The 23,957-nt window shown below is 47.1% G+C and carries 15 protein-coding genes; 11 read left to right on the top strand and 4 right to left on the bottom strand.

The window, feature by feature from the left end:
* Nucleotides 1-10: 10 nt before the first annotated feature.
* From IY568_RS17665 to IY568_RS17635, 7 genes are all read left to right on the top strand, one after another.
* Nucleotides 11-1,732 carry a DUF3466 family protein gene (locus tag IY568_RS17665; RefSeq protein ID WP_194868281.1) on the top strand — a complete coding sequence of 574 codons (1,722 nt, stop codon included), beginning with the start codon at nt 11-13 and terminating at the stop codon, nt 1,730-1,732.
* Between the two features lie 307 nt (nt 1,733-2,039).
* On the top strand, nt 2,040-2,207 hold the full coding sequence (locus IY568_RS17660) for a hypothetical protein (protein WP_194868280.1): 168 nt from the start codon (nt 2,040-2,042) through the stop codon (nt 2,205-2,207).
* Between the two features lie 447 nt (nt 2,208-2,654).
* Nucleotides 2,655-5,816, top strand: coding sequence for a glycosyl hydrolase family 18 protein (locus tag IY568_RS17655; RefSeq protein WP_194868279.1), 3,162 nt, complete (start codon nt 2,655-2,657; stop codon nt 5,814-5,816).
* A 48-nt stretch (nt 5,817-5,864) separates the two neighbouring features.
* On the top strand, nt 5,865-7,454 hold the full coding sequence (locus IY568_RS17650; protein ID WP_194868278.1) for a lytic polysaccharide monooxygenase: 1,590 nt from the start codon (nt 5,865-5,867) through the stop codon (nt 7,452-7,454).
* Nucleotides 7,455-7,473: 19 nt separating this feature from the next.
* A complete protein-coding gene (locus IY568_RS17645) occupies nt 7,474-10,116 on the top strand; it encodes a glycosyl hydrolase family 18 protein (RefSeq protein ID WP_194868277.1) in 2,643 nt (880 codons plus the stop codon).
* 85 nt (nt 10,117-10,201) lie between these two features.
* Nucleotides 10,202-12,961: an Ig-like domain-containing protein gene (locus IY568_RS17640; protein ID WP_228553425.1), complete on the top strand. Its 2,760-nt coding sequence runs from the start codon at nt 10,202-10,204 to the stop codon at nt 12,959-12,961.
* Nucleotides 12,962-13,111: 150 nt separating this feature from the next.
* Nucleotides 13,112-13,825 carry a hypothetical protein gene (locus IY568_RS17635; RefSeq protein ID WP_194868276.1) on the top strand — a complete coding sequence of 238 codons (714 nt, stop codon included), beginning with the start codon at nt 13,112-13,114 and terminating at the stop codon, nt 13,823-13,825.
* A gap of 247 nt (nt 13,826-14,072) precedes the next feature.
* Here IY568_RS17635 and IY568_RS17630 read toward each other — a convergent pair whose 3' ends face one another.
* The 3 genes from IY568_RS17630 to IY568_RS17620 all read right to left on the bottom strand — a co-directional run bounded on the left by IY568_RS17630 (nt 14,073) and on the right by IY568_RS17620 (nt 17,368).
* Nucleotides 14,073-14,480, bottom strand: a complete 408-nt coding sequence (locus IY568_RS17630) for a phosphate ABC transporter substrate-binding protein (RefSeq protein WP_010386095.1) — start codon at nt 14,478-14,480, stop codon at nt 14,073-14,075.
* A gap of 10 nt (nt 14,481-14,490) precedes the next feature.
* Nucleotides 14,491-15,564, bottom strand: coding sequence for a porin (locus IY568_RS17625; RefSeq protein WP_125559315.1), 1,074 nt, complete (start codon nt 15,562-15,564; stop codon nt 14,491-14,493).
* 184 nt (nt 15,565-15,748) lie between these two features.
* Entirely contained in the window at nt 15,749-17,368 is a 1,620-nt protein-coding gene (locus IY568_RS17620) for a methyl-accepting chemotaxis protein (RefSeq protein ID WP_125559317.1), read from the bottom strand.
* A gap of 578 nt (nt 17,369-17,946) precedes the next feature.
* Between IY568_RS17620 and IY568_RS17615 the strand changes: the two genes are divergently transcribed.
* Both IY568_RS17615 and IY568_RS17610 read left to right on the top strand, forming a co-directional pair.
* Complete coding sequence (locus IY568_RS17615; protein ID WP_125559320.1) at nt 17,947-19,146, top strand: hypothetical protein; 1,200 nt, start codon at nt 17,947-17,949, stop codon at nt 19,144-19,146.
* A 10-nt stretch (nt 19,147-19,156) separates the two neighbouring features.
* The gene (locus tag IY568_RS17610; protein ID WP_194868275.1) at nt 19,157-19,561 is read left to right on the top strand and encodes a phosphate ABC transporter substrate-binding protein; all 405 of its coding nucleotides are present in this window, start codon (nt 19,157-19,159) and stop codon (nt 19,559-19,561) included.
* On the opposite strand, the gene IY568_RS17605 is transcribed toward IY568_RS17610, so the two are convergent.
* Nucleotides 19,558-20,277 carry a substrate-binding periplasmic protein gene (locus IY568_RS17605; RefSeq protein WP_194868274.1) on the bottom strand — a complete coding sequence of 240 codons (720 nt, stop codon included), beginning with the start codon at nt 20,275-20,277 and terminating at the stop codon, nt 19,558-19,560. The genes IY568_RS17610 and IY568_RS17605 overlap by 4 nt on opposite strands.
* A 336-nt stretch (nt 20,278-20,613) precedes the next feature.
* Between IY568_RS17605 and IY568_RS17600 the strand changes: the two genes are divergently transcribed.
* Together IY568_RS17600 and IY568_RS17595 are read left to right on the top strand one after the other, a co-directional pair.
* On the top strand, nt 20,614-23,415 hold the full coding sequence (locus IY568_RS17600) for a tetratricopeptide repeat protein (RefSeq protein WP_194868273.1): 2,802 nt from the start codon (nt 20,614-20,616) through the stop codon (nt 23,413-23,415).
* Between the two features lie 129 nt (nt 23,416-23,544).
* Nucleotides 23,545-23,955: an MAPEG family protein gene (locus tag IY568_RS17595; RefSeq protein WP_194868272.1), complete on the top strand. Its 411-nt coding sequence runs from the start codon at nt 23,545-23,547 to the stop codon at nt 23,953-23,955.
* Nucleotides 23,956-23,957 lie beyond the last annotated feature (2 nt).

The raw sequence follows: 23,957 nt of genomic DNA, 5'->3' as shown, positions 1-23,957 counted from the left end.
AAGGATTGAAATGAAATATTCACTTATGGCCGCCAGCATTATTTTCGGCCTATCTGGTCAAGCGATTGCCGCGACCTACAAACTCACTGAATTACCAACCAGCGACATTGGCAAAATGCACTATGTCACGGATGTCAATGAAAGCGGTGACGCCATTGGCCGCGTGACAGGTTTATTTAATTTGCCAGTCGACATTAGCTATATAGACTTTCAAGACAACTCGATCACTAGCTATTACGACTCATACAAAAGAATTTTGGAAAACAGAGATGAGACTATTTCGTTCACTCTGGATGATATAGAAAATGGCGATGCGCTTTCAACAGACGCTGAAGCACATAACTTTATGCTGGGTTACTTATCATCTGGTACACAAAGTGCCAGTGCTGAATTCCAAAAAATCAGTTCAGTCGCCGGGCTCGAATTCACAGGTACCAGTGTTAACCTGGTTGATATATTCGATATAGAGTCGCCCGACTATGCGGGTCTGACACGTTCCGTCAGTAATTCGATGACCGCTGTAGCGGCTGATGGCACTGTGGTTGGCTGGGGCTCTGCGCCTTTTAAAAAGATTACTTTCACGCCAGAGGGTGAAAGCGAGGCAAAAACCTATTTTGTTCGCGACTGGCATGCACGCGCAATAGTAATATCTCCGGGTGGTAAGCGAGTAACTTTAGAGCCTGAATTCACTGAATATGGTGGCTACAGTATCGCGACAGATATTACACTGACTGATGAGGGAAATTATCTGGTGGTCGGTCAGGCATCAGTAGGTTTGCCTGAAAACAGCCAAACTACGATCACTGACAATTGTGATGATAAAGACGAGCCTGAAGCGGTTTGTATCTGGCGTCAGGGACGGGGGGTCTATGATCTGCGCGCTTACCAATGGACGCTGGATAAAGACTTCAATGTCATTGAAGCAAAAAACCTGGGTATTGGTTTGGAGCGCAAGGACGATGAAGACAATCCATTCTACAGTTCGGCGTATGCTATTAACAAAGCGGGTATTGCTGTAGGTAAGTCCAGAGTCAGGATCGACGATAGCCTTAAGGCTTTTGAAGAGCCAGGCTATTATCAGGATGGTCAGTTTTTCACTTTACGAGAGCATGATGACTTTTATCAGACAGGGTATGCTCTGGATATCAATGACAACAATGTGATTGCGGGATACGTAGGCAGACAAAACCAGGGCACCTTATTTGAAGTGAATGGGTTTTACTACGACATGAATGATAAAGAGTTGGTAGAGATCCCCAGTTATTTCAGTGGCTCAGACACATTCGTCAGAGACATTAACAACGCCGGTTATATGGTTGGTGAAGGCGAAACTGAGAAAAACGTTTCTAACTCTCGCAGTGAAGCATTCATGTATAAGATCGGTGACGAAAAACTGACTAATATCAATGATCTACTACCTTGTAAGAGTGACGATTTCCCATACACTATATCTGAAGCGATCCGTATAACGGATGACAATACGATATATGCAGTTGCAACCAAAACGGTGACAAAGCTGGACTCGTTTGGGAACCCAGACAAGGACTCTGATGGCAACGAAGCATCAGAATCAGTTGTGGTGCCAGTGGTTCTGACTAAAACGGGTAGCACAGAGATCAGTGAATGTGTCGCGCCGGAAACAGAGACGTACGAGCGCCAGTCTGCTTCTCTGAGCTGGTTGTCTTTACTTGCACTTCCTCTGCTGTGGGTACGTCGCAGACGCCAGAAATAATCTATCCGAGGCATACATTAGTATGCCTCGCGTCTTCTTTGGTCACAGCTGCTTCTGGATATTCCCCGCCCGGATGCTGCTTTGACGGTCTTTTTTGCTTAAAAATGCGCTCATCATAGGTCATGCAGATTTAACCTGGCTGACACAGACTCTTTCCTTACCTTAATCAGACCTGCTCTATCGCTTCGACATTCGACATACCCTGGCTCATCGAACAGATGATTATGCCTGTCTGACTCGATACTTTTGTGGCTTCTTGCACTTATACCAATTTCACTTAATACCTGTTCAATTTGAAGGAGCAAATATGACGCTAATGGCGTTAAAAGTTTCTCATTTAGAACCTTATGCCTTAGACATAGATTCACAAATTTTTAGCCTCGCCTATATGGATGTAGGTGCCTTAGCGATAGCAGGACGCGGGAGTGGTGTTATTGACTCTATTTTCTCTCTTCAAAATAGAACTCTTAAATAAGCAAATTGGTATTATGCGCGGGCTTTGAACATTGTTTATTTTTTGATAACGCCTTATTTTTTGTGAATATATCGTATTGAACTATGCAGTAAATATTGCATTTTTACAGTCCTAAAGAATTACCCTTTAAAAATTCAGCCATCCTTACGGCTGTTCTTACCAGTGCTGATTGTAAATGTATTGATACATTATGGAACCTTCCAAATACCTTGGCATTCATAAATATGCAACAAATAAATAATCTTATTAGTTATCATATATATAGTGATAATTTGTATTGATGTTGATGTGTTTCAAGCAATAAAAATGTACTAGATTATTATTGTTGCCTAGTCACTTGTTATGTTTTTTTGTCTCGATAAACTTCATCCGCCTGCATCTGGGATAGAGATGTAATGAAGTTCTATTGATGTCAGGTAAAAAATAAAAACAAGTGAGGATGCATTTATGCAACTAGTTAACATAAAAAAGCCAGCTGTTAAACTCAGCGCAATAGCGCTGGCATTAATGGCACACCACGCGAGTGCGGCGGTGGATTGTAGTGGGATACCTCAGTGGCAGGCCGGACAGGTATATACATCTGGCCAGCAAGTGCAACAAGATAACATAGCTTACCGGGCAAATTGGTGGAACCGTTCATCACCTAAACTTCGCTCTGGCCAATGGCAGGAGTGGCGCAAACTGGGAGAGTGTCTGGGAGATGAGCAACCTAATCAATCACCTGTGATTGACATGGAACTGCCTGGCAGTGATATGACAGTAAAAGAAGGCGAAAAGCTTCAGTTCGTTTTCAGTGCACATGACAGTGATGGCATCGTCAGACAGGTTTCTGTGTATCACAATGATGCTTTGGTTAAAGTACTGGACGAGGCTCCATACGTGCTCAACTGGAAGGCACGTGTCGGGGATCACGTTTTCCATGCTGTTGCAATTGATGACGATGGCGCAAAGTCAGTATCGGCAAAGCGCACTGTTAAAGTAGCAGCATTACCGCCGGAAGAAAAAAATACCGCACCTGTTTCACGCCTCACAGCTGAATTGCCCAGCGAACTCGAGGTGGGTAACCTGGTCCGACTTACACTGCGAACTCATGATAAAGAAAATGACCGCTTAACTCAGGTACTAACGTTAAATGGTCAAGAGATCATGCGTACTGAGCTTGCACAAGCGCATTACGAGTGGTCAGCCACATCGGCCGGGCGTCATGAGTTTACTTTGCAGGCAACGGACGAGCACGGCCTGGTGTCGGAAACAATAACGCGTACTTTTACTGTGAAAGCGTCAGGTGATGATCAAGCCAGTCAGTTGGACTGTTTACCTACCGGACTATATCGCACACCCGGCGTAACCAGTGCTTACTGTGATGTGTACGATAGCGAAGGCCGAGAGAAAATGGGGGCTGATCATCCACGGCGCGTGATTGGGTACTTTACCAGCTGGCGGCATGGTAAAAATAATCAGCCAAGCTATCTGGTCAATGACATCCCCTGGGACAAGATCACCCATATTAACTATGCCTTTGCCCATGTAAACAGTCAGAACGAACTGAGTATTGGTGACCCCAAAGCTGAAGGCAACGCTGCGACCAATATGACCTGGCCGGGCGAGGCGGGTGCTGAAATGGACCCAAGTCTGCCTTATACCGGACATTTCAACTTGTTAAACCGCTACAAAAAGCAGTATCCACACGTCAAAACAATGATTTCTGTGGGTGGCTGGGCTGAAACAGGCGGTTACTTCGATGAAACCGGGACGCGCGTTAACAGTGGCGGATTTTACACTATGACCACCCATGCCGATGGCAGTGTGAATCATGATGGGATACAAGCGTTTGTTGCCAGCTCTGTGGCGTTCTTACGCCAGTACGGGTTTGATGGTCTGGACATTGACTACGAATATCCGTCGTCAATGAAAGATTCGGGTCACCCTGAAGATTTTGACATCAGCAACCAGCGCCGTGCTGGCCTGAATAAGTCTTATCAGGTGCTGATGAAGTCTTTGCGTGAAGCGCTGGATAAAGCGGGTGAGCAGGATGGTAGGCACTACATGCTGACCATAGCGTCTCCTTCTTCAGGTTACCTGTTAAGGGGCATGGAAACTTTTCAGACTGCACAATACCTGGATTTTGTGAACATCATGAGTTACGACCTGCACGGTGCCTGGAATGACCATGTTGGCCACAACGCGCCTTTGTATGATACCGGTAAAGACACTGAACTGAAAACCTGGAATGTATATGGTACCAAAGAGTTTGGTGGAATTGGCTATCTCAACACAGACTGGGCCGTGAATTATTTCAGAGGTGCATTGCCTGCCGGGCGGATCAACATAGGTATTCCTTATTACACCCGTGGATTTAAGGATGTGCGTGGTGGTGAAAATGGTCTTTGGGGTCGTGCGCCATTGCCTGCTCAAAACGCCTGTCCGAAAGGAACAGGGATTGGTGAGAAGAACAAATGTGGTAATGGTGCCATTGGCATCGACAACCTGTGGCATGACATAGAAAATGGCCAGGAAGTCGCTGCCGGGTCGAACCCCTTGTGGCACGCAAAAAATCTGCAACATGGTATTAATCCGAGTTATCTGAGTGACTATGGCCTGACACCTGCTACAGATCCGGATGATGTGCTGCGAGGCGACTATGTGCGGCATTACGATGACATCGCTGTCGCCCCCTGGTTGTACAACGCACAGAAGAAAGTCTTCCTGTCGATGGAAGATACTGAATCCATGCAGACCAAGCTTAATTATGTGCTTGAAAAAGGCCTGGGTGGCGTGATGTTCTGGGAGCTGGCCGGCGACTTTGACTATCATGCAGATAAAGGTGAGTACTTCATGGGCTCGACTATGACCAGTCTCGCCTACAACACCTTCAATCAAAATGGCACAGACTACGCGGCAGTGCAGGGTGATGCAGAATTTGTTGTGCCTGAGTCAGCGGTTGATATCCGTTTTAACGCCAAAGATTTCCCGGTTGGCGATCAGAATTACCCAATCAGACCTACATTCCAGTTTACCAACCACTCGGAGCTGGACCTGAGCGGGGCGACAATCAGCTTTAATGTGCCAGTCTCAACCTCTGCGATCTTCAAGTCTAACTGGAATGCCCGTAAAAAACTGGGCATGAAAGTAGAGCATGATGCCAGCAATGCACGCGGTAACAACATTGGAGGCTTTGACAACGCATTCCATCGCTTCTCAATTACCCTGAAAAACGAGTGGGGCGGTCAGCTGGAGTCGTTTAAACCAGGCGAGACCGTGAATGCTCAGGTTATGTACTACATGCCGATCACAGGGCCGGTTAATTTTGTCATTGAAAAAGGTGGCAAACAATACGCCTTCAGTAGCGAATATCCTCAGTTGCCTGTAGCGAAAAAATCGGATGACACTTCCGGTGGTAACCCACCATCCGGCACGCTTTGCGAGGGGGTTGAACTGAGTAATATCAATCATTACCCACAGTGGCCGCGTACCAACTGGGCCGGCACACCGAGCCATGCGCTCGGTGGCGATATGCTGATCCACAACGGTTACGTGTACAAAGCCAAGTGGTGGACCAATGCCACGCCGTCCAATGGTGGCGCCTGGCAGCAGGTTTGTTCGCTGTAATCCTCAATAAATAGCGGTGGCATACTTGCCACCGCAGGAGATAACCCTATGAAATATAATAAAACCCTATCGGTTCTCGCCGTGGGGATGAGCTTGGCTGCTGCCAATCAGGCATTCGCACATGGTTATATGGACTTTCCTAAGGCCCGTCAGGCGATTTGTCAGGAGCAGGGCGGATTCTGGTGGCCAAAAGATGGTTCCAAGATCCCCAATACTGCCTGCCGTGCCGCATTTTTGAAATCCGGTCATGTACAGTTTATTCAAAAGCATGAATTCGCTGCCAATACGGCAAATTTTAACGATCAAAGCGCGGTTGAGGCGAATATTCCTGATGGCACTTTGTGTCATGCCGGCGATAAAAACAAAGCGGGCATGGGTTTACCCTCAAAAGACTGGCAGACAACCCCAGTAACGGTCGACAGTAAGGGACAAGTTAAAATTCGTTATCGGGCTACAACGCCACACAATCCCAGTTTTTGGCAGTTTTATCTGACCAAGCCGGGTGTTGATTTTAAAAACAAAGCACTTAGCTGGGCTGATCTTGAACTGGTGCAAAGCCATGGCAATATCGACTTTTTTATGGCACCCGATGGCAAACGTTACTATGAAATGAAAGTTGCCATTCCCGAGCGTTTTTCGGGGGATGCGATCCTTTACAGCCGCTGGCAGCGGGACGATGTAGTCGGAGAAGGTTTTTACAACTGTAGTGACATTACCATTGTCAGGGGATCAGAACCTCAGCCACCGCAAAGCTGGCATAGCGCCGGGTACTATCTGCGTCAGGGCCAGCAAGCGCATGTTGGCGATACCGTTTGGATGCGAGTATTTGACACCAATGGTAAAGAGTTGATCCAGGAAAAGCTCACTATTACTGAGGCTCATCACAACAACTGGCCTGCATATTTTGCGACTCAGCTCAATGAGGCGTTTGCTTCACTGCTGCGTATCGGCGTACAGGATGAGCATGGCAACATTCAGTTTGATGAAACCAGCCTGGCGAGTAATCAGGTTTTTGTCACTGATCAGACGCATAGCTTCAACCTCAGTATTGTGGCTAAACCTGCGAATACACCCCCTACGGTACACACCCCAGCAATACTGACCGTACAGGAAGGGCAAAGCGCTCATTTGCATGTGCATGCTTTCGATGATCAGCAAAGCACACTGCATTTTGACTGGCAGCTACCGGCTCAGATCAGTTACTCCGGCACTGGCTCGACTATCACAGTCAAGGCTCCACAGGTTGATAAAGACACGCAGTTCAGTGGCAGGGTTACCGTCTCTGACGGGCAGCTAAGCACCTCTGTCAATGTGGTCATTGCCGTGACTAACCAGGACAACACACCAACACCACCCGATAGTGACGCCTGGCAGGCGGATAAGGTTTACACCGGCGGAGACATTGTCAGTTTTAACGGTAGCCAATACCGCGCCAAGTGGTGGGTTCGCGGACAGCGGCCAGACAGCAGCCATGCCTGGGAGCGGATCGCGTCACCCTCTGAGCCGCAAGACCAATGGCAAGCCTCGGTCGCATACGCGGGTGGTGCAGTGGTGCGCTATCAGGGGGAACGCTATCAGGCCCGTTGGTGGACCCGAGGTCAGCAACCTGGCAAGCACAGTGTGTGGAAAAAACTATAACAATTTGTGAGGAAAAAACATGTTTAATTATTTGATCAGTGCGGCTGCGGTCGCGTCAGCTTTATCTGTAGCGACAGCTGTCGCTGCGCCATCAACCCCGAGCATTAACTGGAAACCGCAAAATTACTCGTTTGTTGATGTAAACATATACGGCAGAGGCTCCTATAAACAGCTGATCCAGGCCAAAGAAGTAGTCGATATCGCCATCGAATGGAATGCCTGGTCGGGCAAAGGAGGAGACAGCTACAAAGTGTTCTTTGATGACAAGGTGGTTAATGAAGGGCAGCTGGCGAAAGGCACCACCAGCGGGGTGATCCGTTTCCCTTATCATAAATCAGGCCGTCATGAATTGCGCATCGCACTGTGTGATGCGTCCGGTTGCGCTACCTCTGCCAGTAAGCCAATAGTGATCGCAGATACTGATGGTGGGCACCTGGAGCCGCTTAAGCTAAACGTTAACCCAAATAACAAGCAATATGACACCGACCCCAATACCGTGGTGGGTGCTTATTTTGTTGAGTGGGGTATATACGGTCGTAACTTTGATGTGACTCAGATCCCGGCGGATAATCTGACTCACCTATTGTATGGTTTTATTCCTATCTGCGGGCCGAATGACTCGCTGGCAGAAATTGAAAATGGCAATAGTTTGCGCGCGTTAAAGCTGGCCTGTGGCAGCTCTGAAGATTATGAAGTGGTGATCCACGACCCCTGGGCTGCAGTGCAAAAGGCCTTGCCAGGGATCAGCAGTAAAGATCCAATCCGCGGTACCTATGCACAATTAATGGCGCTTAAACAGCGTAACCCGGACCTGAAGATCTTACCTTCGGTAGGTGGCTGGACTTTATCCGATCCTTTCTTTGACTTTACGGACAAAGCGAACCGCGACACCTTTGTCAGGTCAATGCGCGAGTTCCTGACTACCTGGAAATTCTATGATGGTGTGGATATAGACTGGGAATTCCCGGGCGGTGATGGTGCCCACCCAGACCTAGGTGCAAGCACGGATGGTGAAACCTATGTGTTGTTGATGAAAGAGCTCCGGGTGATGTTGGATGAGCTGGAAGCCCAGACAGGTCGTGACTATGAACTGACATCGGCCATTGGTACCGGTTGGGACAAAATCGAAGATGTTGATTATCGCGATGCTGCGCAGTACATGGATTACATCTTTGCCATGACCTATGACTTTTACGGTGGCTGGAACAATGAAACAGGCCATCAGACGGGCATTTACTGTGGTTCACACCTGAGTTCAGATGAATGTCAGGGTACCGGTATAGATGAGCAAGGAGAGGTAAGAAAAGGCCCCGCTTATACTTTAGACAATGCAATTCAGTTATTACTTAAGCAAGGTGTGCCCAGTGAAAAACTGGTGGTTGGTGCCGCTATGTACGGACGTGGCTGGGAAGGTGTTTATCCGAAAAATGCTCAAATTGCCGACAACCCGATGACCGCGCCGGCCAATGGTAAGTTGCGTGGCAGTACGTCACAGGGCGTCTGGGAGGCCGGTGTTATTGACTATAAAGGGCTCAAAGCACACATGATAGGCAGTGATGAGCTAGGTATTAATGGCTTTGAAGTGGGTTATGACACCACAGCCGAAGCTGCCTATGTATGGAATCGTCAGACCGGAAAACTGGTTACCTATGATAGTCCGCGTTCCGTCAGAGCCAAGGGACAATATGTCCGTGAACATAACCTGGGCGGCTTGTTTGCCTGGGAAATTGATGCCGATAACGGTGATATTCTCAATGCGATGCACGAAGGGCTTGCCGGGAAAGTCACAGAGCCGGTGCCAGTGAACAAAGCACCAGTCGTCACTATGCCGACAAACCTGACATTGGCGGCGGGTGATATCTATATCCTGACTGTCGATGCGCGTGATCCGGAAGGTAAAGCACTGACTTATCGCTGGTCTGGTGATGCTCAACTGAATCTGCAAAGTGAGCATGACAGCGTTATCGTAACGGCGCCGAATGTCACTCAGGACGGGGTGTTTACGGTTACTTTGCAGGTTTCTGATGGGGTAAACCAGGTGCAGCGACAGGTCAAAGTGCTGGTAAAAGCGCCTGTGGTTGAAAATAAAGCGCCCGTCGTTGGTGACGTGGCGAGTATTAGCCTGGATGAAAAGTCCAGCAAAACGCTGACTGTAAGTGCTACTGATCCGGAAGGTAAAGCACTGAGTTATAGTTGGAATGTGCCTGGTCATGCAATCAGTGGCCAAGGCGCATCTGTCATCCTGACCGCCTCTGAAGTGGATAAAACACAGACTGTGACTGGTACTGTGACCGTGAGCGATGGTGTTCATGAAGTACAGCGTCAGTTTAACGTCACGGTGAAAAACCTGGTTGAAACGCCCGATCCGACACCTGGCGATGGCAAAACCACCTGGGATGCCAGCAAAGTGTATGTAGGTGGTGACAAGGTGTTTTACAAAGGCGTTGAATATCGCGCTCGGTGGTGGACACGAGGAGCGACGCCTTCTAAAGGGGGCGTGTGGCAGGAAATCATTCCAGACGACGGCAAAGTGCGAGCCTGGCGTAGTGACCTGGTTTATACCGGCGGAGACAAAGTAACACACGGTGGAGAAACCTGGCAGGCACGCTGGTGGACCCGAGGTCAGGCGCCTGGCAGTAACGGTGTTTGGCGCAAGCTATAAATTAACTTGCTGTTATGGATAATCCTTATTAGCGCAAGGATGCGTTTCCAACTGATAAATAAAAACAATGAACAATAAGAGTATAATGATGTACAAATTATCACCCGTAGCGTCTTTTTTTGCCGCGATGAGCGTGTTTGGTGCTACAGCCAGTACAGCACCAGTGAGTATCCATAGCAATCAGCAACTTGAGTCGCAGCTCATTGAGCAGTTGCAGCAATCTACGCGTTTTTTCCAATCTCGTCAGGCGGGCACGCGGCCAGACCTTGAATTTAAAACCCACAGCCGCAGCGAAGATGGCAAACACCTTCGTCGTAGCCAGTATTATCAGGGGGTCCGCGTACACGGTGGAGAAATTGTCACACACCATGATGCACAAAACCTGTTTAGTGTGTGGTTTTCACCTGAGGGGAATATCACTGGAGTTAGTGGCTCAGTGGTACCGGCTCCTAAGTTGGATTCAATTGTTGCGTCAATTGATGAAGAAAAAGCGCTGAGTAGCGCAAAGGCCAGTATCCCGGACCTGTTACTCACGCATGATGAGCAGGTTGAACTGGTGGTTTATCCTTACCAGAATGGCTTCAGATTGGCATACATGGTCACTTTTTTTGCTGAGACTGAGCAAGCCCCCAGCAGACCGGAGTTTTTCATTGACGCACACAGTGCTGAAATCCTGAGTCATGTAGAGACGCTCACGCACGGCAAAATTGGCACGGGCCCCGGCGGCAATGAGAAAATCGGCCGCCACTATTATGGAGAAGATAAGCCCAAGTTTTATGCGACAGAGCGTGACGATGGACGCTGTGCGCTGGCGCATGATGATATTCGTGTGATCGATATGGAGCATGACATCAGCAATACCGAGACTTTCGTGTTTGATTGTCATGAGAACCAGCATAAGTCAGTCAATGGTGCCTATTCTCCCCTTAATGATGCGATGTATTATGGTAAAGCGACGCTGGAGATGTTTGATGACTGGTATAGCAGCCGTGCATTGGAAGGCGATCTGGTGATGCGGGTGCACTACCGGGAAAATTATCTCAACGCGTTCTGGAATGGCAAAGAGGTGACGTTTGGTGATGGCAACTTGTCTCGTTATGGCGTATATCCTTTCACATCACTGGGCGTGGTCGCCCATGAAATTGCCCATGGTGTGACTTCGCAAAACTCAAAGCTGGTGTACAGCAGTATGTCAGGTGGGGTGAACGAGGCGTTTTCAGATATGACGTCGGAGGCATTGGAGTGCTTTTTGAATCAAGACGCCGATGGCAATTGTGAAGTGGATTGGTTAATCGGTGCCAGCATTTTCAAAAACCGCACAGCGCTGCGTTATATGGATGATCCAACCAAAGACGGCAAGTCTATTGGTCATGCGGATGATTATACCATAGGGCTCGATGTTCACTACAGTTCAGGGGTATTCAACAAAGCTTTTTATCTGCTGTCTACCACATCAGGCTGGGGCGTAAAAAAAGCCTATGAGGTGATGTTGCATGCAAATAAACACTACTGGGTGTACAACGGTAATTTTGAATCGCTGGCTTGCGGTGTAACGGATGCGGCCGAAGAGCTGGGTTACAATATCAAGGATGTTGGCACGGCATTTAAACAGGTCGGCGTGTTTGCCTGCACAGAAAATAAAGCACCTGAAATCACCATTACGAACCCAGATGAGGGCAGCCGATTTAAGATTAACTCAGCGCTGACTTTCAGTGCTGATGCGAAAGATGACTACGGCGAGGTTGCTAAAGTGACCTTTATGGTGGACGGTGAGCAATATCAGACATTAACCGAAGCGCCTTTTGAGGTACGTTGGCAAAGCGACCAATCCGGTACCTATCAACTGAGTGCGGTAGTGGAAGACAATGAAGGCTTGCGCGTGACCTCTGAGCCTGTGCGGTTTACGTTAATCGACCCGAATCAATGTCAGACACCCCAATGGCAAGAAAGTCAGGTCTATGTTCAGGGTAATAAAGCGGCCTTTGACGGCTATGAATATACTGCTAAATGGTGGAACCGGGGTCAAAGCCCTGCGCATAACTCTGGCTCCTGGGGAGTATGGCAGCGCGGTGTTGAGTGTGGCCTGACTCAGGAACAGCCAAACCAGGCACCTGAACTGACTTTCTTGTCACCAGCAAATAATCTCGAAGTGTCGGAAGGTAGTCGGGTAGAGGTAGCATTAAACGCGACCGACCAGGATGGTGAAGTTAAAGAAGTGCTGATCAGTGTGAATGGCCAGCTACTGACTAAGCTTAGCCGAACACCTTATGCGTTTAATTTTAACGCTCAGCAAGCTGGCGAATACACCTTGAGTGCAGTAGCAGTGGATGATGACGGCGCGCGCTCTGATGTTGTGACGCGTTTTATCAAAGTGACACCTAGCCAGGATGAGGTACATGCGCCTGAGGTGGTATTAACCAGCCCTAAAAACGATAGTCAGTTTGCCCCTGAGCAGCCGATTACGCTCCTGGTTCATGCGTCGGATAAAGATGGTGATTTGGCTCAGGTCCGATACTTCATTAACGGCAAACAAGTTGCTAACAGCAATCTAGAGCCTTTCAGTGCGTCGACGACTTTGAGCGAGGCAGGGACCTACGAGCTGTATGCCGTGGCCAGCGATAAGAGCGGTTTGCAGACACGTTCAGCCACCCATCAAATTCACATCAAAGAGAAGGCTCCAGGCTGTCGGACTGGTGGCTGGTCTGCTGGCACTGTATATACCGCTGGCAACCAGGTGAGCTATAACGGCAATCTGTACCAGGCAAAATGGTGGACACGTAATCAGGTCCCAGCGGAATATTCAAGTCGTTGGGCAGTGTGGAAAGTAATAGGGGAGTGTAAGTAATCAAGTTAAGGGCCTGAGTTTCTACTGTTTCAGGCCCACTTTATCTGTTGCTGCATAGACAGTAGGTAACATTAAATAACACGCAATTCGTTGTCACTATTATTTATCCAGATAAAATGCCATTTGGAATTTGTTTAAGGAAACGTAATAGTGAAGACACGCGCATTCGTAACACTTATGCTTATAGGTATTTTGGTTGGCTGTGGTTCAGGTAATGGTGAGACTACGCCTGATATAACAGGGCCTGTAACGCCACCGAAACCGAGTGTAAAAAGCACTAAGATAGTCACTCAGGGATTTGAAGTGAGCATTTATAATCGACTGGCCGAGCAAGATGCAGATGCTCCTGAGTACAATCTAGATACTCCTTATCAGATGAATGAGCCTGTCACATATCGGGATGTTGTATTTCACCTTAACACGCAAACAGAGTCGGTCAAATTGACATCCCTTGATAGATTTAAACCTTTTCAATTGATTTCTAAGGCTTATGCTCTGTCGCTTATGCCCCCTCAGACAGAAGAAAACATTGTGTCAATTGACATCACTTCGGCAATGGATTTTAGTCAGGAACATCCTTCTGGGAGCAAATTGAATGCGTTGTTTTCGGTGACTTATGATGACGCACTCAACAAATACTATTCTTATAAAAACGACACGAAAACATTTTTCACGGTTGATGAATTCTTACAGTATGGTCGCGATGGTGAGCCCTTGAACGCAGGCTTTAATCGCAATCTGGTGTTGAATACGGGGCCTGAGTATCCAGGAAACATGAGTTTTTACATTTCGATAGAATTGGATAATGGGAAAGTTTTCTCGTTAGAGACTGAAGAGATCGCCTTTAAGGTCCCGGACGAATAATGTAGGCGCATATGCGTCATTTGATCCTTACAAATGCCATGTCTCTGATTTGTCAGAGTTTGTCCCTCGCTATATTTGATGAATAACCATGTGAGGGTATCTATCATGCAACGCTGAGGGTAGGCGTAGTAAGAAGATTGTTTATGTAAGCGTTAATCTAAGGGGGCAACTTAATACAGGAGTTGCTGCGTAAAAGCCGGTTTATCCGAACCGGCTTAATACTGATTTACAAGTATTGTCAAAGCGTCTAAAACTGTTGTACCACTTTCACAGCATCAGTCACCGAATCGGAAGAGACAAAGCCAATTGTATCTGGGTTCGCTGAGACCATTTTGATGACTTCTGCGTCATTAGAAACTTCCTTGGGTGGCGTGCCTTTACCTGTAAAGATGAGTTTAGACCAATATGCTTTGAGCTGAGCAGAAGACTTATTGAGCGCCTTGCTGTTAAACTCGTCAGTGATCGGATTACCGGGTTCCTGTGATACCGGGATTGCTTTATTCCCATTGGAAAAAGACTTCTCTTTGCCAGTAAAAATACGGTTTATCGTTGAGGTATCAAAGCTACTGCCGTTGCTAGGGTGAACAATCACGGATACGCCAGCATAAGCGTTAAAAGCTGACGACAATAGCACTGCGTATATTAAATTTCTCATGTTATTTCCCCTAAAAAACCAAATCAACACCGAAAGTGAGTGATTCACTGTCGCCAGCTACTGCCAGTGCAGTCGAGTCATCTTCGACTTTGTCGTATTGTACTTTGAATGCTGCTGAAGGATGGAAATCCCATCTCACCCCGACGGCACGAGTATCATGTTTTTCCGGGTCGTCTCCATCTTTTTGTTCAAAATTGGAATACATAATGTATGGGGTGATAGTGTCAAAGCGATAGCCAGCACTGATCATGTAGGTATCTAAATCACCATCAAGGTCCAGTCGGTTAAACTCAGATAAGATAAAGACATTGCCAAAGTCTGCGTTGGCGGCGAGACCATAAAACTTGCCATCCCGGCTGTCTTTGCCGTTCCAAAGCTCAGGTTCACCATTACGAAAACGCTTGTTGGTATAGCGCATGTGGGTGACTCGCAACTCGAGCCAGTCATAGCTGAGTTGTACCACACCGCCCAAAATATCTTCCCAAATCTCCCGGGTAGGGGTTTGGAAGAAGAATTCAGACAATAGTTTATTTTCTGTGTCGTCCTCACGTCCTGTGTACACGTTGGCAGAAATACCCCAATCTCCGATTGCACCGCTGTACAGCAGGTTGGCACCTTCATAATTAAATATCTGCCAGGTATAGTTGTCGGCAGGGGCCCTCATCCACACATACGCATACCCGACATCATAAAAATCAGAGTAGTAAAACAAAGGTAAACGCTTCTTACCGACCTGAAATGTCCAGTTGTCGTTTATTTCGTATGAGGCATAAGCCCATTCAAATTCTGCGTCATAATCATTGGCACCTCTGGCGACAATTTGACCTGTGACGCTCAAGCCTTCACCCAGATCGCTGCTGATCTGCAAACCGATCAGGGATTCAGGCGAAAAGGATAAGTCCTCTTTATAAGCGCTCACGATGGGATAGTCAGCCAAAAAAGTAGGTTCCAGGCCGAACTGAGGGACACCCGAACCACTTAACACCTGACCACCGGTCATACTGGCGAACCCAGATATGTTAACTTCGGCATGAAGTGTGGTTGATGCTAACGCTGTGACCAAGAGAGTATATTTTAGTTTCATGGATAGCTCCGCTAAACTCGTGTTGTTGGCACTGCTAAGTATAGCTATATACTCGAAAAAGAAAGGTTTTTTGATTAAATTATGAGCGCAATTAGGGGTTTTGTTTAGGGGGGCTGGATGCCCTGGCTACACGCATTGTGCCGGGCTGAATAGCCCGGCTAAAGTACTATCAGACTCGCTAAATTTATAGCTTGAACTGGCTGGTCGCGGAGACTAACCGATCTGAAGCCTGATGTAGTCTGTGAGAAACATCATCCAGGTCAGAAAAGGATGCGTTAACCTGTTTCTGTCCTTCATTCATCTTTTCAATCGTATCTGCAACCTGGGCCGCAACAGAGCTCTGTTGTTCTGTAGCAGACGCAATTTGGTTGTTCATTAGCGTAATGTTAGCAATTTTACTTTGGATCTCTTCTAATGCCTGTCCGGCTTTTAGCGCTCTGGATTCATTGCTGCTTGCCTGCTCATCGGCCTGGCTCATCATTTTCACGCTACGTTCAGCAGCATTTTGCAGTGAGTCGAGCATTGTGCGTATTTCTGTCGTGGCATCCCCTGTGCGCGAGGCCAGTGTACGCACTTCATCGGCAACCACAGCAAAGCCCCGGCCTTGTTCACCTGCTCGGGCAGCTTCGATTGCGGCATTGAGCGCAAGCAAATTGGTTTGCTCTGCGATTGAACTAATTACATCCAAAATCGATGAGACATTGCCGGTGCCTTTTGCAAGATCATTGACCGCCTCGGCTGCTTCACCAATCTGCTGGTTCAGCTCTTTCGAATTAGCTATGGTATCGGTTACCGCTGAAAGGCCATTATGTGCCTCTTGCTCGGTTTCATGTGCAGCGGTGTTCGCCGCAGATGCAGAGTCGCTTATGCTGTCGATGGACTGAATAAGTTCATTAATCGACTGTTGTGTTTGCGCCGCCTGGGCCGATTGCTGATCTGTCACTCTTCTTACTTTTTCAGTGCTGTGTACCAACTTTTCTGAGGTATCCAGGAGTGGTTGAGAGACAGACATAACACCATTGATAGCAGTAGTCAGTGTGTCCATAAATTTATTGAAATTAAGCGCCGTGCGACCGAGTTCATCGTCACCCAGTACTTCAATGCGCTGATTCAAATCACCGTGTCCATCTGCCAGTTCACTTAATGAGCTACGTAGTTCATTGGCTGTGAAACTGATATTGCGAGCAACGGACAGTGCCACAATCACAAGCAGAATCGTCAATACCACGCCTGACTGTATCGACAGCCACAGTCCGTCATTACCACTTTCATATGCCTTTCTTATGGTACTTTGAAATAATTCGTCGACGCTTTTTTGATAGGCCGTCAGGCCGTTTTCTGCTTTTTCAAACAGGTCTGATTTTTGTTTCGCCAGCGTTGGAAGTGTACTGAAATCAATGGTGTCATTGATCATACCTTGTGCGAGCCGTTCAGACAGTGTTTTGTATTCGGCAATGACTTCGAGCTGGTTTTTTATCAGTGTACTGTTTTCAACATCTAATACGCGCAGCTCATCGAGGTTTGCCTTCAGATCTTGCACTGTTTGCAAGGCCTGATTCATAACGTCGTTGTCAGCAAACGAGACCGCCTGACTGAACAGCTCATCTGCCCGGCGGATGAGAACGCTGTTGATTGTGGACAGTTGAACTGTTTTGTAAATTTGCCGCTCTAGCAGTACGAGCTCTTTTTGAGTGTTCTGGAAGGCAAAGAAATTAATGAGCAGGTTAGCAGTGAACACGGAGACAGACAGAGCAACAATCAAACTTATTTTGTAAAACAGTGGTAGGTTTTTAAACCAATGCATAACCGAGTTCCCCAGTATTAAAACACCAAACTATCACTTCAATGATCGCCTGTACCTGCACAGGCGTGATGCTAGTCCAACACAGTAACAAGTCTTAGTCATAAACGCTCAATTTGCCAATTGTTTGTAAAAATTAAATAAAAAAGGGAAGGCTTTGCGTTCTTTCCTTCGTCAGAGCCCTGTATTGAGCATTATTTACTGGACAACATTTTAGGCATCGCACCCGAGCCTTACGGCTTTCAATCAGTCGCGATGTGACCGCAGATCTTTCTGGTGCATACATTATAAGTTGTTGAAATATGGCTGATTTGATTCATTTCAAAAATCTACTTGGTAAGGTGTTCGAGGTCGTTATCTTTCGGAAAAAACGGTAAAACGGATAGCCGTTGCGTTTATGTATTCCCAGATTGGCCTGTAAATCTTACGATTAACGACACATTGAGCTGGCAATTGGAGCCGGTATTACCTGCATCAGGGAAATAAAATTCCCCCGCTAGCAAAAGGATTAACTTGCGCTAGGGTTAAAAGGCGTTATGTAACTCTGCGCGCACAGATAAGACTAACGGGTAGGACAAATTATGAACTGTAATCATGCTATGAAATGGGTAATTGGAGGCGCTTTGGTGACGAGCAGTTTCGCCAGCTACGCCGATGTCGTATTTAATGGGTTTGCTTCACTCAGAGCCACTGCCGCCGACAGTGATGGGGGCACCTCGCCATTTGAGACACTAGAGGGTGATGGCGATATCTCGTTTTCTGATGAATCTCTGTTTGCTCTTCAGGCACGAGCAGATCTGGGCGATGGCCTTAGTGCAACTGTTCAGCTGCTCGCCGAAGGAAAGGGGGATTTCGATGCTGAGGCAAGGTGGGCGTACGTAAGCTATGAAATCAATCCGCAACATACTATCAGCATGGGGCGCTTTGCCAATCCTAGTTTTTACCAATCTGAATACCAAAATGTTGGCTATACACACAATTTTGGCCGTTTACCCAAAGCGGTCTACATCGGATTTGACTTTACCACAATAGAAGGAGTGTCTTTAGACAGCAACTTTGTGTTTGGCGACTATGCACTATCGACCAAAGTACTTTACGGAAGCTGGCGTGGTACCACCTTCCTTGCTGCTACTCAGCAGGATGAATCTTTTGGCTTTAAAGATGAACTGTCTGTAAGGCTAGAATTATCCAAAGACTGGTGGACTGTGTACGGTGGCTTTTTCATCGTAGAAATCGAAGGTGGTACGGTTGATACCAATGCGATCCTTGGAGGAGCTCAGGGAGCAATCGAACTGGCTAAGTCTCAGGGAGCAACAGAGCAACAGGTTCAGGCGTTTAAAGATGCGGTTGTTTGGGATGGCAAAAATGGCCTGTATGGTTACACCGGGTTTCATATAGATTACGATCGCATCATTCTGGATGTGGAATATGCCGACTATGGAGTTGAAGACTCAAGTGATGGATTTAATCAGGTCTGGTATACCGCAATTGGTTATCGTGTAGTCGATAATGTTATCGTCACAGTGCATCACGAAAGGTTTTTACAAGATAACAAAGATCTGGATTTCCTCAATGGAGTAGATCAGCCAACCCTGAGAGCGACTGGGGTCGCGATTCGAAACAATCTGGCAATGCGGGAGTTTGATGGTGTTGGCCTGTCTGTCAGATATGATTTCCATCCTAATGCGGCATTGAAGTTTCAGTACGTGAGCGGTGAAGATTCCCGGCCTACAGTCGGAGACTATTCGATTTGGACTGCGGGCGTAGACTTGGTCTTTTGAGGGGAAAACAATGAAAGCGATTATATTTATGGGCTTGATCAGCCTCTCTTCTTCCTGTTGGGCTGTTGATGTTGTTGTTCACCCCTCAAATACGGCTACGTTAGACAAAAACCAGATAGAGCAGATATTCTTAGGCAAGTTAAAAACCTTCAACGGTGCTGGTAAAGCGGTGCCTGTCAGTCAGTCTGATACAAGCGCTGCCAGTGAAGAGTTCTACAGCAAAGTGATCGGTCGCAGCGCCAGCCAGTTAAAAGCTTACTGGTCTAAGCTCCTGTTTACCGGTAAAGGACAACCGCCAAAAAAACTGGCCAATGATCAGGAAGTATTGGAAATGGTAAGCTCAGACGCCAGTATTATCGGTTATGTTAGCAGTGGCAGTGCAAACGACAGTGTCAGGGTCATCGCCTCTTTTTAACGTAACAGGTCATGAAACTGATCAACCACGTTTGAGTACAGGAAGCTTTGTTCCAGCAAAGCTTCCATCAGGCCTTCTTTTTGCGCTCTTACAATTGCGGCTTCCAGCTCTGATTTATAGGGCAGGCAAGCGCTTTGGTTAGACAGCACCAAATAAACAGGGTTGATATACACTGGCTCTGGTAGCATTGCGAGTGGTAAAGCCTGGGCGTTATAGAGGTTCAGCCAGCTGCTGATGGCCTGCCACTGAGGTGCAACAAAATAGTCGATACGCTTCATTGATAACATTTTCAATGCTTTTTCAACGCTGTCAGCGGTAGTTAGGGTAAGCTGAGTCAGATCAAAGCCTGTGTGACTTTGAGTCGCTGATTTTTCACCGCGCAAGGTAGCGCCTCTGAGGGGGATAAGCTCTGTCATGCTAGTAAGTGATATTTCCTCACGTCGACAGAACACACTGTGCGCCGAGGTGGTTAAGGCAGGCTCCAGGTAGGTAAACCACTCACGCGGATAGTCAGTACTTTGCAGCCCAACCAGCATATCAATGTGGCCGTCTTTGGCCCATTGTATCGCCCTCAGCCAGGGCATGGGTTTAGTGATTTCAACTTGCGTGTGTGCAGGTAAAATTTGTCGAACAAAGTCAAATCCAATGCCACGCAACTTGTCTTCATGGATAGCGTAACTAATTGGCGGGGCGTCCGGACTACCTCCCATGCGCATTAAGGTACACATTGCAAAGTTCGGAGCACTCACAAAAAAGCAAAACAAAAAGGTTGTTAAATTCGCATTATTCCACACAACTTTGCCAGATAAACGTGTTTACTTGCTGGTATAAGTTATAGCTCAGTTTCGGTGCTTTTTCTTGATGTTCTGGGCCGCATAAGGTGATTGATGTCTAGCACAAAATGGTTATCAAGTTGAAAGTGACTGTCATAGGTTACCTGGAGCTATAAGGAGTGACCGGACGGCAAAACAATACCGTTGAATTATACTGATATATTCAATAACAAAAATGAGCTTTCTTAACGTCTGAAGCAAGGGGAAACAGGTGATTATATGTCTGAAAACACCGCTGATTTAAAATATCTGGTGTGCTTTTTTTTATGCCTGACATTCAGTGTGGCGTCTGTCGCTCAAGCGTCTTTATCGGCTGAGGTCTTGGCAGAAAAGATAGCAAGCGCAGAAGGCGATGAAAAAGTCGAAGCAATTATAGACTATGTTGCACAACACTTTCATTTTCATACTGCTCAGTCACTCGCTTACGGCCAGACAGCACTGGCATTGCTGGCAGATAATCCCAATGATGATCAGAGTGCCCGATTACTGAGCCACCTGGCCCGTGCCCACATTTCGAAGCGTGAACTCAGCCAGGCCAAAAAGTTGGCTGAGCGCGCGAATATACTGGCTGTACAAAGCCGGATCGAGGCTAATCAGATATTGGCTAAACTGGTCTCTGCTGATATTGCTACACGACAGCAGAATGTTGTTATTGCTGAAGCAGATCTTGTTACTGCTATGCAATTAGCAACGAAAATAGGTCACGACAGGTATCTTGCTCGAGCCCGCCAGTTGTCTGGTGTACTTAATATTCGAATAATGCGTTTTGATGACGCCTTAGCTGACTTTCTTCGTAGCCTGAATTTGTATCGTAAATTACAGGATAACTACCGGGCATCTTCCATACATCAGAGTCTGGCTTCTCTTTACAGAAGGATGAACCTTTACGAGAAGGTGCTGTTTCATCAGAACAAGGCTATCCAGATAGCATTACAGCTCAAAGATGACAGAAAGCTGGGAATTTATTACAGCAATATGGGTACCTACCTTGAAGAGATTGGGGACTACAACAGTGCCATTGAGACGTACCTTAAATCCCTAGACTACAGAAAAGTGCTGGACTATAAAATGGGCATGATCCACACCTATAACCGCCTGGGCTCTGTGTATCGGTTAGTGGGGGACTATAGCAGCGCCGAAACCAGTCTGATGGAAGCCTTGAATCTGAAACAAGCGATCAATCGTTTTGACACAAACATTTCGACCTATCTGGACCTGGGGCGTTTGTACATAGCTACAGGTGAGCTGAAAAAAGCTGAAGCGTATCTTAATAAAAGTTTGCCATTGTATTTGGGCTCCCCTTGGGAAGATCGCATTGCTGAGATTTATCAGGCGTTCGCACAATTGTCGTTGCAGCGGGGGGCTACCCTGCAAGCAATCGATGAGTATCTCAGAGCCATAGAGATTGCCACTGAACATCAAAGAGATGCCCTTGTGATGCAATATCAGCGTGAACTTGCTCAAGTTTACGAGCAGGCCGGGCAACCTGAACAGGCTGTTCACTATCTGAACGCCTATTTATCTTATCAAAGCGAATGGGAAAACAGGAATAACCAGTATCGGCTCAGCGCATTAAGTGTTGAGTTCGATGTGGAAGAAAAGGAACGTGAAATTGCTGAACTGGTGCAAGAAAATCGCATTAAAGACTTACAGATAGAAAAGCAGGCATTTCAAAAGGGGGTCGTTCTTATTGCCTTGGTGCTGGTATTTGGCACAGTGTTTTTCTTATATTTCTGGTACAGCAAGAATAAACAGCTAAAAATCGAGCAGCGGGCTTTAAAGCTGGTGAGTGGTGCTAAAGAGCGGCTCAGCCTGGCTTTATGGGGGAGTGGCGATGAGCTGTGGGACTGGGATTTGGCAGCAGGCATGATTACTAGAGATAACCAACAGAGTAATTTGCAACTACCTGCTGCCGAGATTGGCTCAGATCTGAGTGTCATAAAAGCATCCGTGCACCCTGAAGACTATCCTAAATTAGAGCAAGCGTTTAATAAGCACCTGGATGGAGAAACAGAATTCTATGAAGTGAGCTATCGCGTAAAAACCACTCAGGGGGACTGGCTTTGGGTATTAGATCGGGGAAAAGTGACAACCCGACATGAGAGTGGAGCGGCCGTCAGAGCGTGCGGTACAATCAAGGATATCTCAGCACTTAAGCGCACGGAGCTTGCTCTGGCTGAACTTAATAGATCCCTTGAAGAGCGTGTCGAGGAGCGAACCGAACGCTTAAAACAATCCCGGGATGAGCTAGCCAACACACTGGAAACGCTGACCAGGACTCAGTCGACGCTAGTAGAGGCACAAAAAATGGCCTCGCTGGGGCGTTTGGTCAGTGGTGTTTCTCATGAGCTCAATACGCCTTTGGGCACCACGGTCACAGCCTGCTCTGTGCTGACCCAGGCGCTGTCTGGATTTAAGGACAAACTGGCGCAAAGTAAACTGACCTTAAGTGACACACAGGCGTTTGTTGACGTGTCCGAGTCTAGTGCACAGCTTATAGAGAGTAACACGGCGCGGGCGGCACAATTAGTGAAGCGATTTAAGCAGGCATCTGCCCACGAATACACCAGCAATCATGACCGTGTTGAGTTAAAGGCATTCCTTGATGCCTTTGCTGCGTGCCATGTTAGCAAATCAGTAAGCCTCAATGTTGACTGTCCCGCGTCTGTTACTGTGCGCTTTAATAAACAGGCGCTGGAGCGGGTGTTAGAAGACTTACTTATGAATGCGATACAGCATGGGTTTGATTCATCTTATGGGGACGTTTGGATCACATTAATATATGATGAAGCGCAGATTAAACTGAGTTTTAAAGATGCAGGGAAAGGCATCTCAGACGATACACTGGCACACATTTTCGAACCATTTCACACCACCGCCCGGCACCAGGGTAATGTAGGGCTGGGTCTTTATATGGTGTTTAATTTGGTCACTTTTGTATTGAACGGAGAAATTAAGTGTATCTCGGGCCCTGATAAGGGTTGTCTGTTTGAAATGATTTTTCCGGCAGAAATGACTTAGTCCGGGTTGCGACAAGGTCAGGCAATGTCACCTTATTTTGTGGCAGATTTAAGCACACAGCGATTGACACACACGGATAAAATAGGTCACTGTGTTTGCACCTAAATTATATACGGAAAGGAAATCAGCATGACAGACCTTTTGGCTCCATACCAGTTGAGTATTTTAGTGCTTGGGTTATCAGGCGCTTTGTTTTTAGTTCAATTGGCGGTCGTAGATATTATCGCAATTAAACAAAAGCACCCGCCGGGTGTGGCGGTGGCGCAGGATCCGGATGACTTTTTGTTTCGCTGCAATCGTGTGTTCGCCAACAGTAATGAAACTGTGGGGATCCTGATATTAGTGGTCATGTTTGCGATGCTATCAGGTGCTAACCCCAGTTGGTTAAATGGACTGGCTGTGGTGTATTTGGCCTCCAGAGTTGGCCATATGGCTTGTTACTACCTCGGTAACAAACTGATGCGCAGTGTTTCTTTCGGCGTATGTTATGTCAGTTTGTTAGGCATATTTGGTATAGGGTTATCTGCCTGGATACGTTGAAT

Source organism: Pseudoalteromonas sp. PPB1, from assembly GCF_015356275.1.
Lineage (GTDB): Bacteria > Pseudomonadota > Gammaproteobacteria > Enterobacterales > Alteromonadaceae > Pseudoalteromonas > Pseudoalteromonas rubra_D.
This window is presented reverse-complemented; position numbering and strand designations above follow the sequence as displayed.

Excerpts from the sequence above, each read along its gene's own strand:
- IY568_RS17665 (WP_194868281.1), top strand. The coding sequence starts at position 11 with ATGAAATATTCACTTATGGCCGCCAGCATTATTTTCGGCCTATCTGGT.
- IY568_RS17660 (WP_194868280.1), top strand. The coding sequence starts at position 2,040 with ATGACGCTAATGGCGTTAAAAGTTTCTCATTTAGAACCTTATGCCTTA.
- IY568_RS17655 (WP_194868279.1), top strand. The coding sequence starts at position 2,655 with ATGCAACTAGTTAACATAAAAAAGCCAGCTGTTAAACTCAGCGCAATA.
- IY568_RS17650 (WP_194868278.1), top strand. The coding sequence starts at position 5,865 with ATGAAATATAATAAAACCCTATCGGTTCTCGCCGTGGGGATGAGCTTG.
- IY568_RS17645 (WP_194868277.1), top strand. The coding sequence starts at position 7,474 with ATGTTTAATTATTTGATCAGTGCGGCTGCGGTCGCGTCAGCTTTATCT.
- IY568_RS17640 (WP_228553425.1), top strand. The coding sequence starts at position 10,202 with ATGATGTACAAATTATCACCCGTAGCGTCTTTTTTTGCCGCGATGAGC.
- IY568_RS17630 (WP_010386095.1), bottom strand. The coding sequence starts at position 14,480 with ATGAGAAATTTAATATACGCAGTGCTATTGTCGTCAGCTTTTAACGCT.
- IY568_RS17625 (WP_125559315.1), bottom strand. The coding sequence starts at position 15,564 with ATGAAACTAAAATATACTCTCTTGGTCACAGCGTTAGCATCAACCACA.
- IY568_RS17620 (WP_125559317.1), bottom strand. The coding sequence starts at position 17,368 with ATGCATTGGTTTAAAAACCTACCACTGTTTTACAAAATAAGTTTGATT.
- IY568_RS17615 (WP_125559320.1), top strand. The coding sequence starts at position 17,947 with ATGAACTGTAATCATGCTATGAAATGGGTAATTGGAGGCGCTTTGGTG.
- IY568_RS17610 (WP_194868275.1), top strand. The coding sequence starts at position 19,157 with ATGAAAGCGATTATATTTATGGGCTTGATCAGCCTCTCTTCTTCCTGT.
- IY568_RS17605 (WP_194868274.1), bottom strand. The coding sequence starts at position 20,277 with ATGCGCATGGGAGGTAGTCCGGACGCCCCGCCAATTAGTTACGCTATC.
- IY568_RS17600 (WP_194868273.1), top strand. The coding sequence starts at position 20,614 with ATGTCTGAAAACACCGCTGATTTAAAATATCTGGTGTGCTTTTTTTTA.
- IY568_RS17595 (WP_194868272.1), top strand. The coding sequence starts at position 23,545 with ATGACAGACCTTTTGGCTCCATACCAGTTGAGTATTTTAGTGCTTGGG.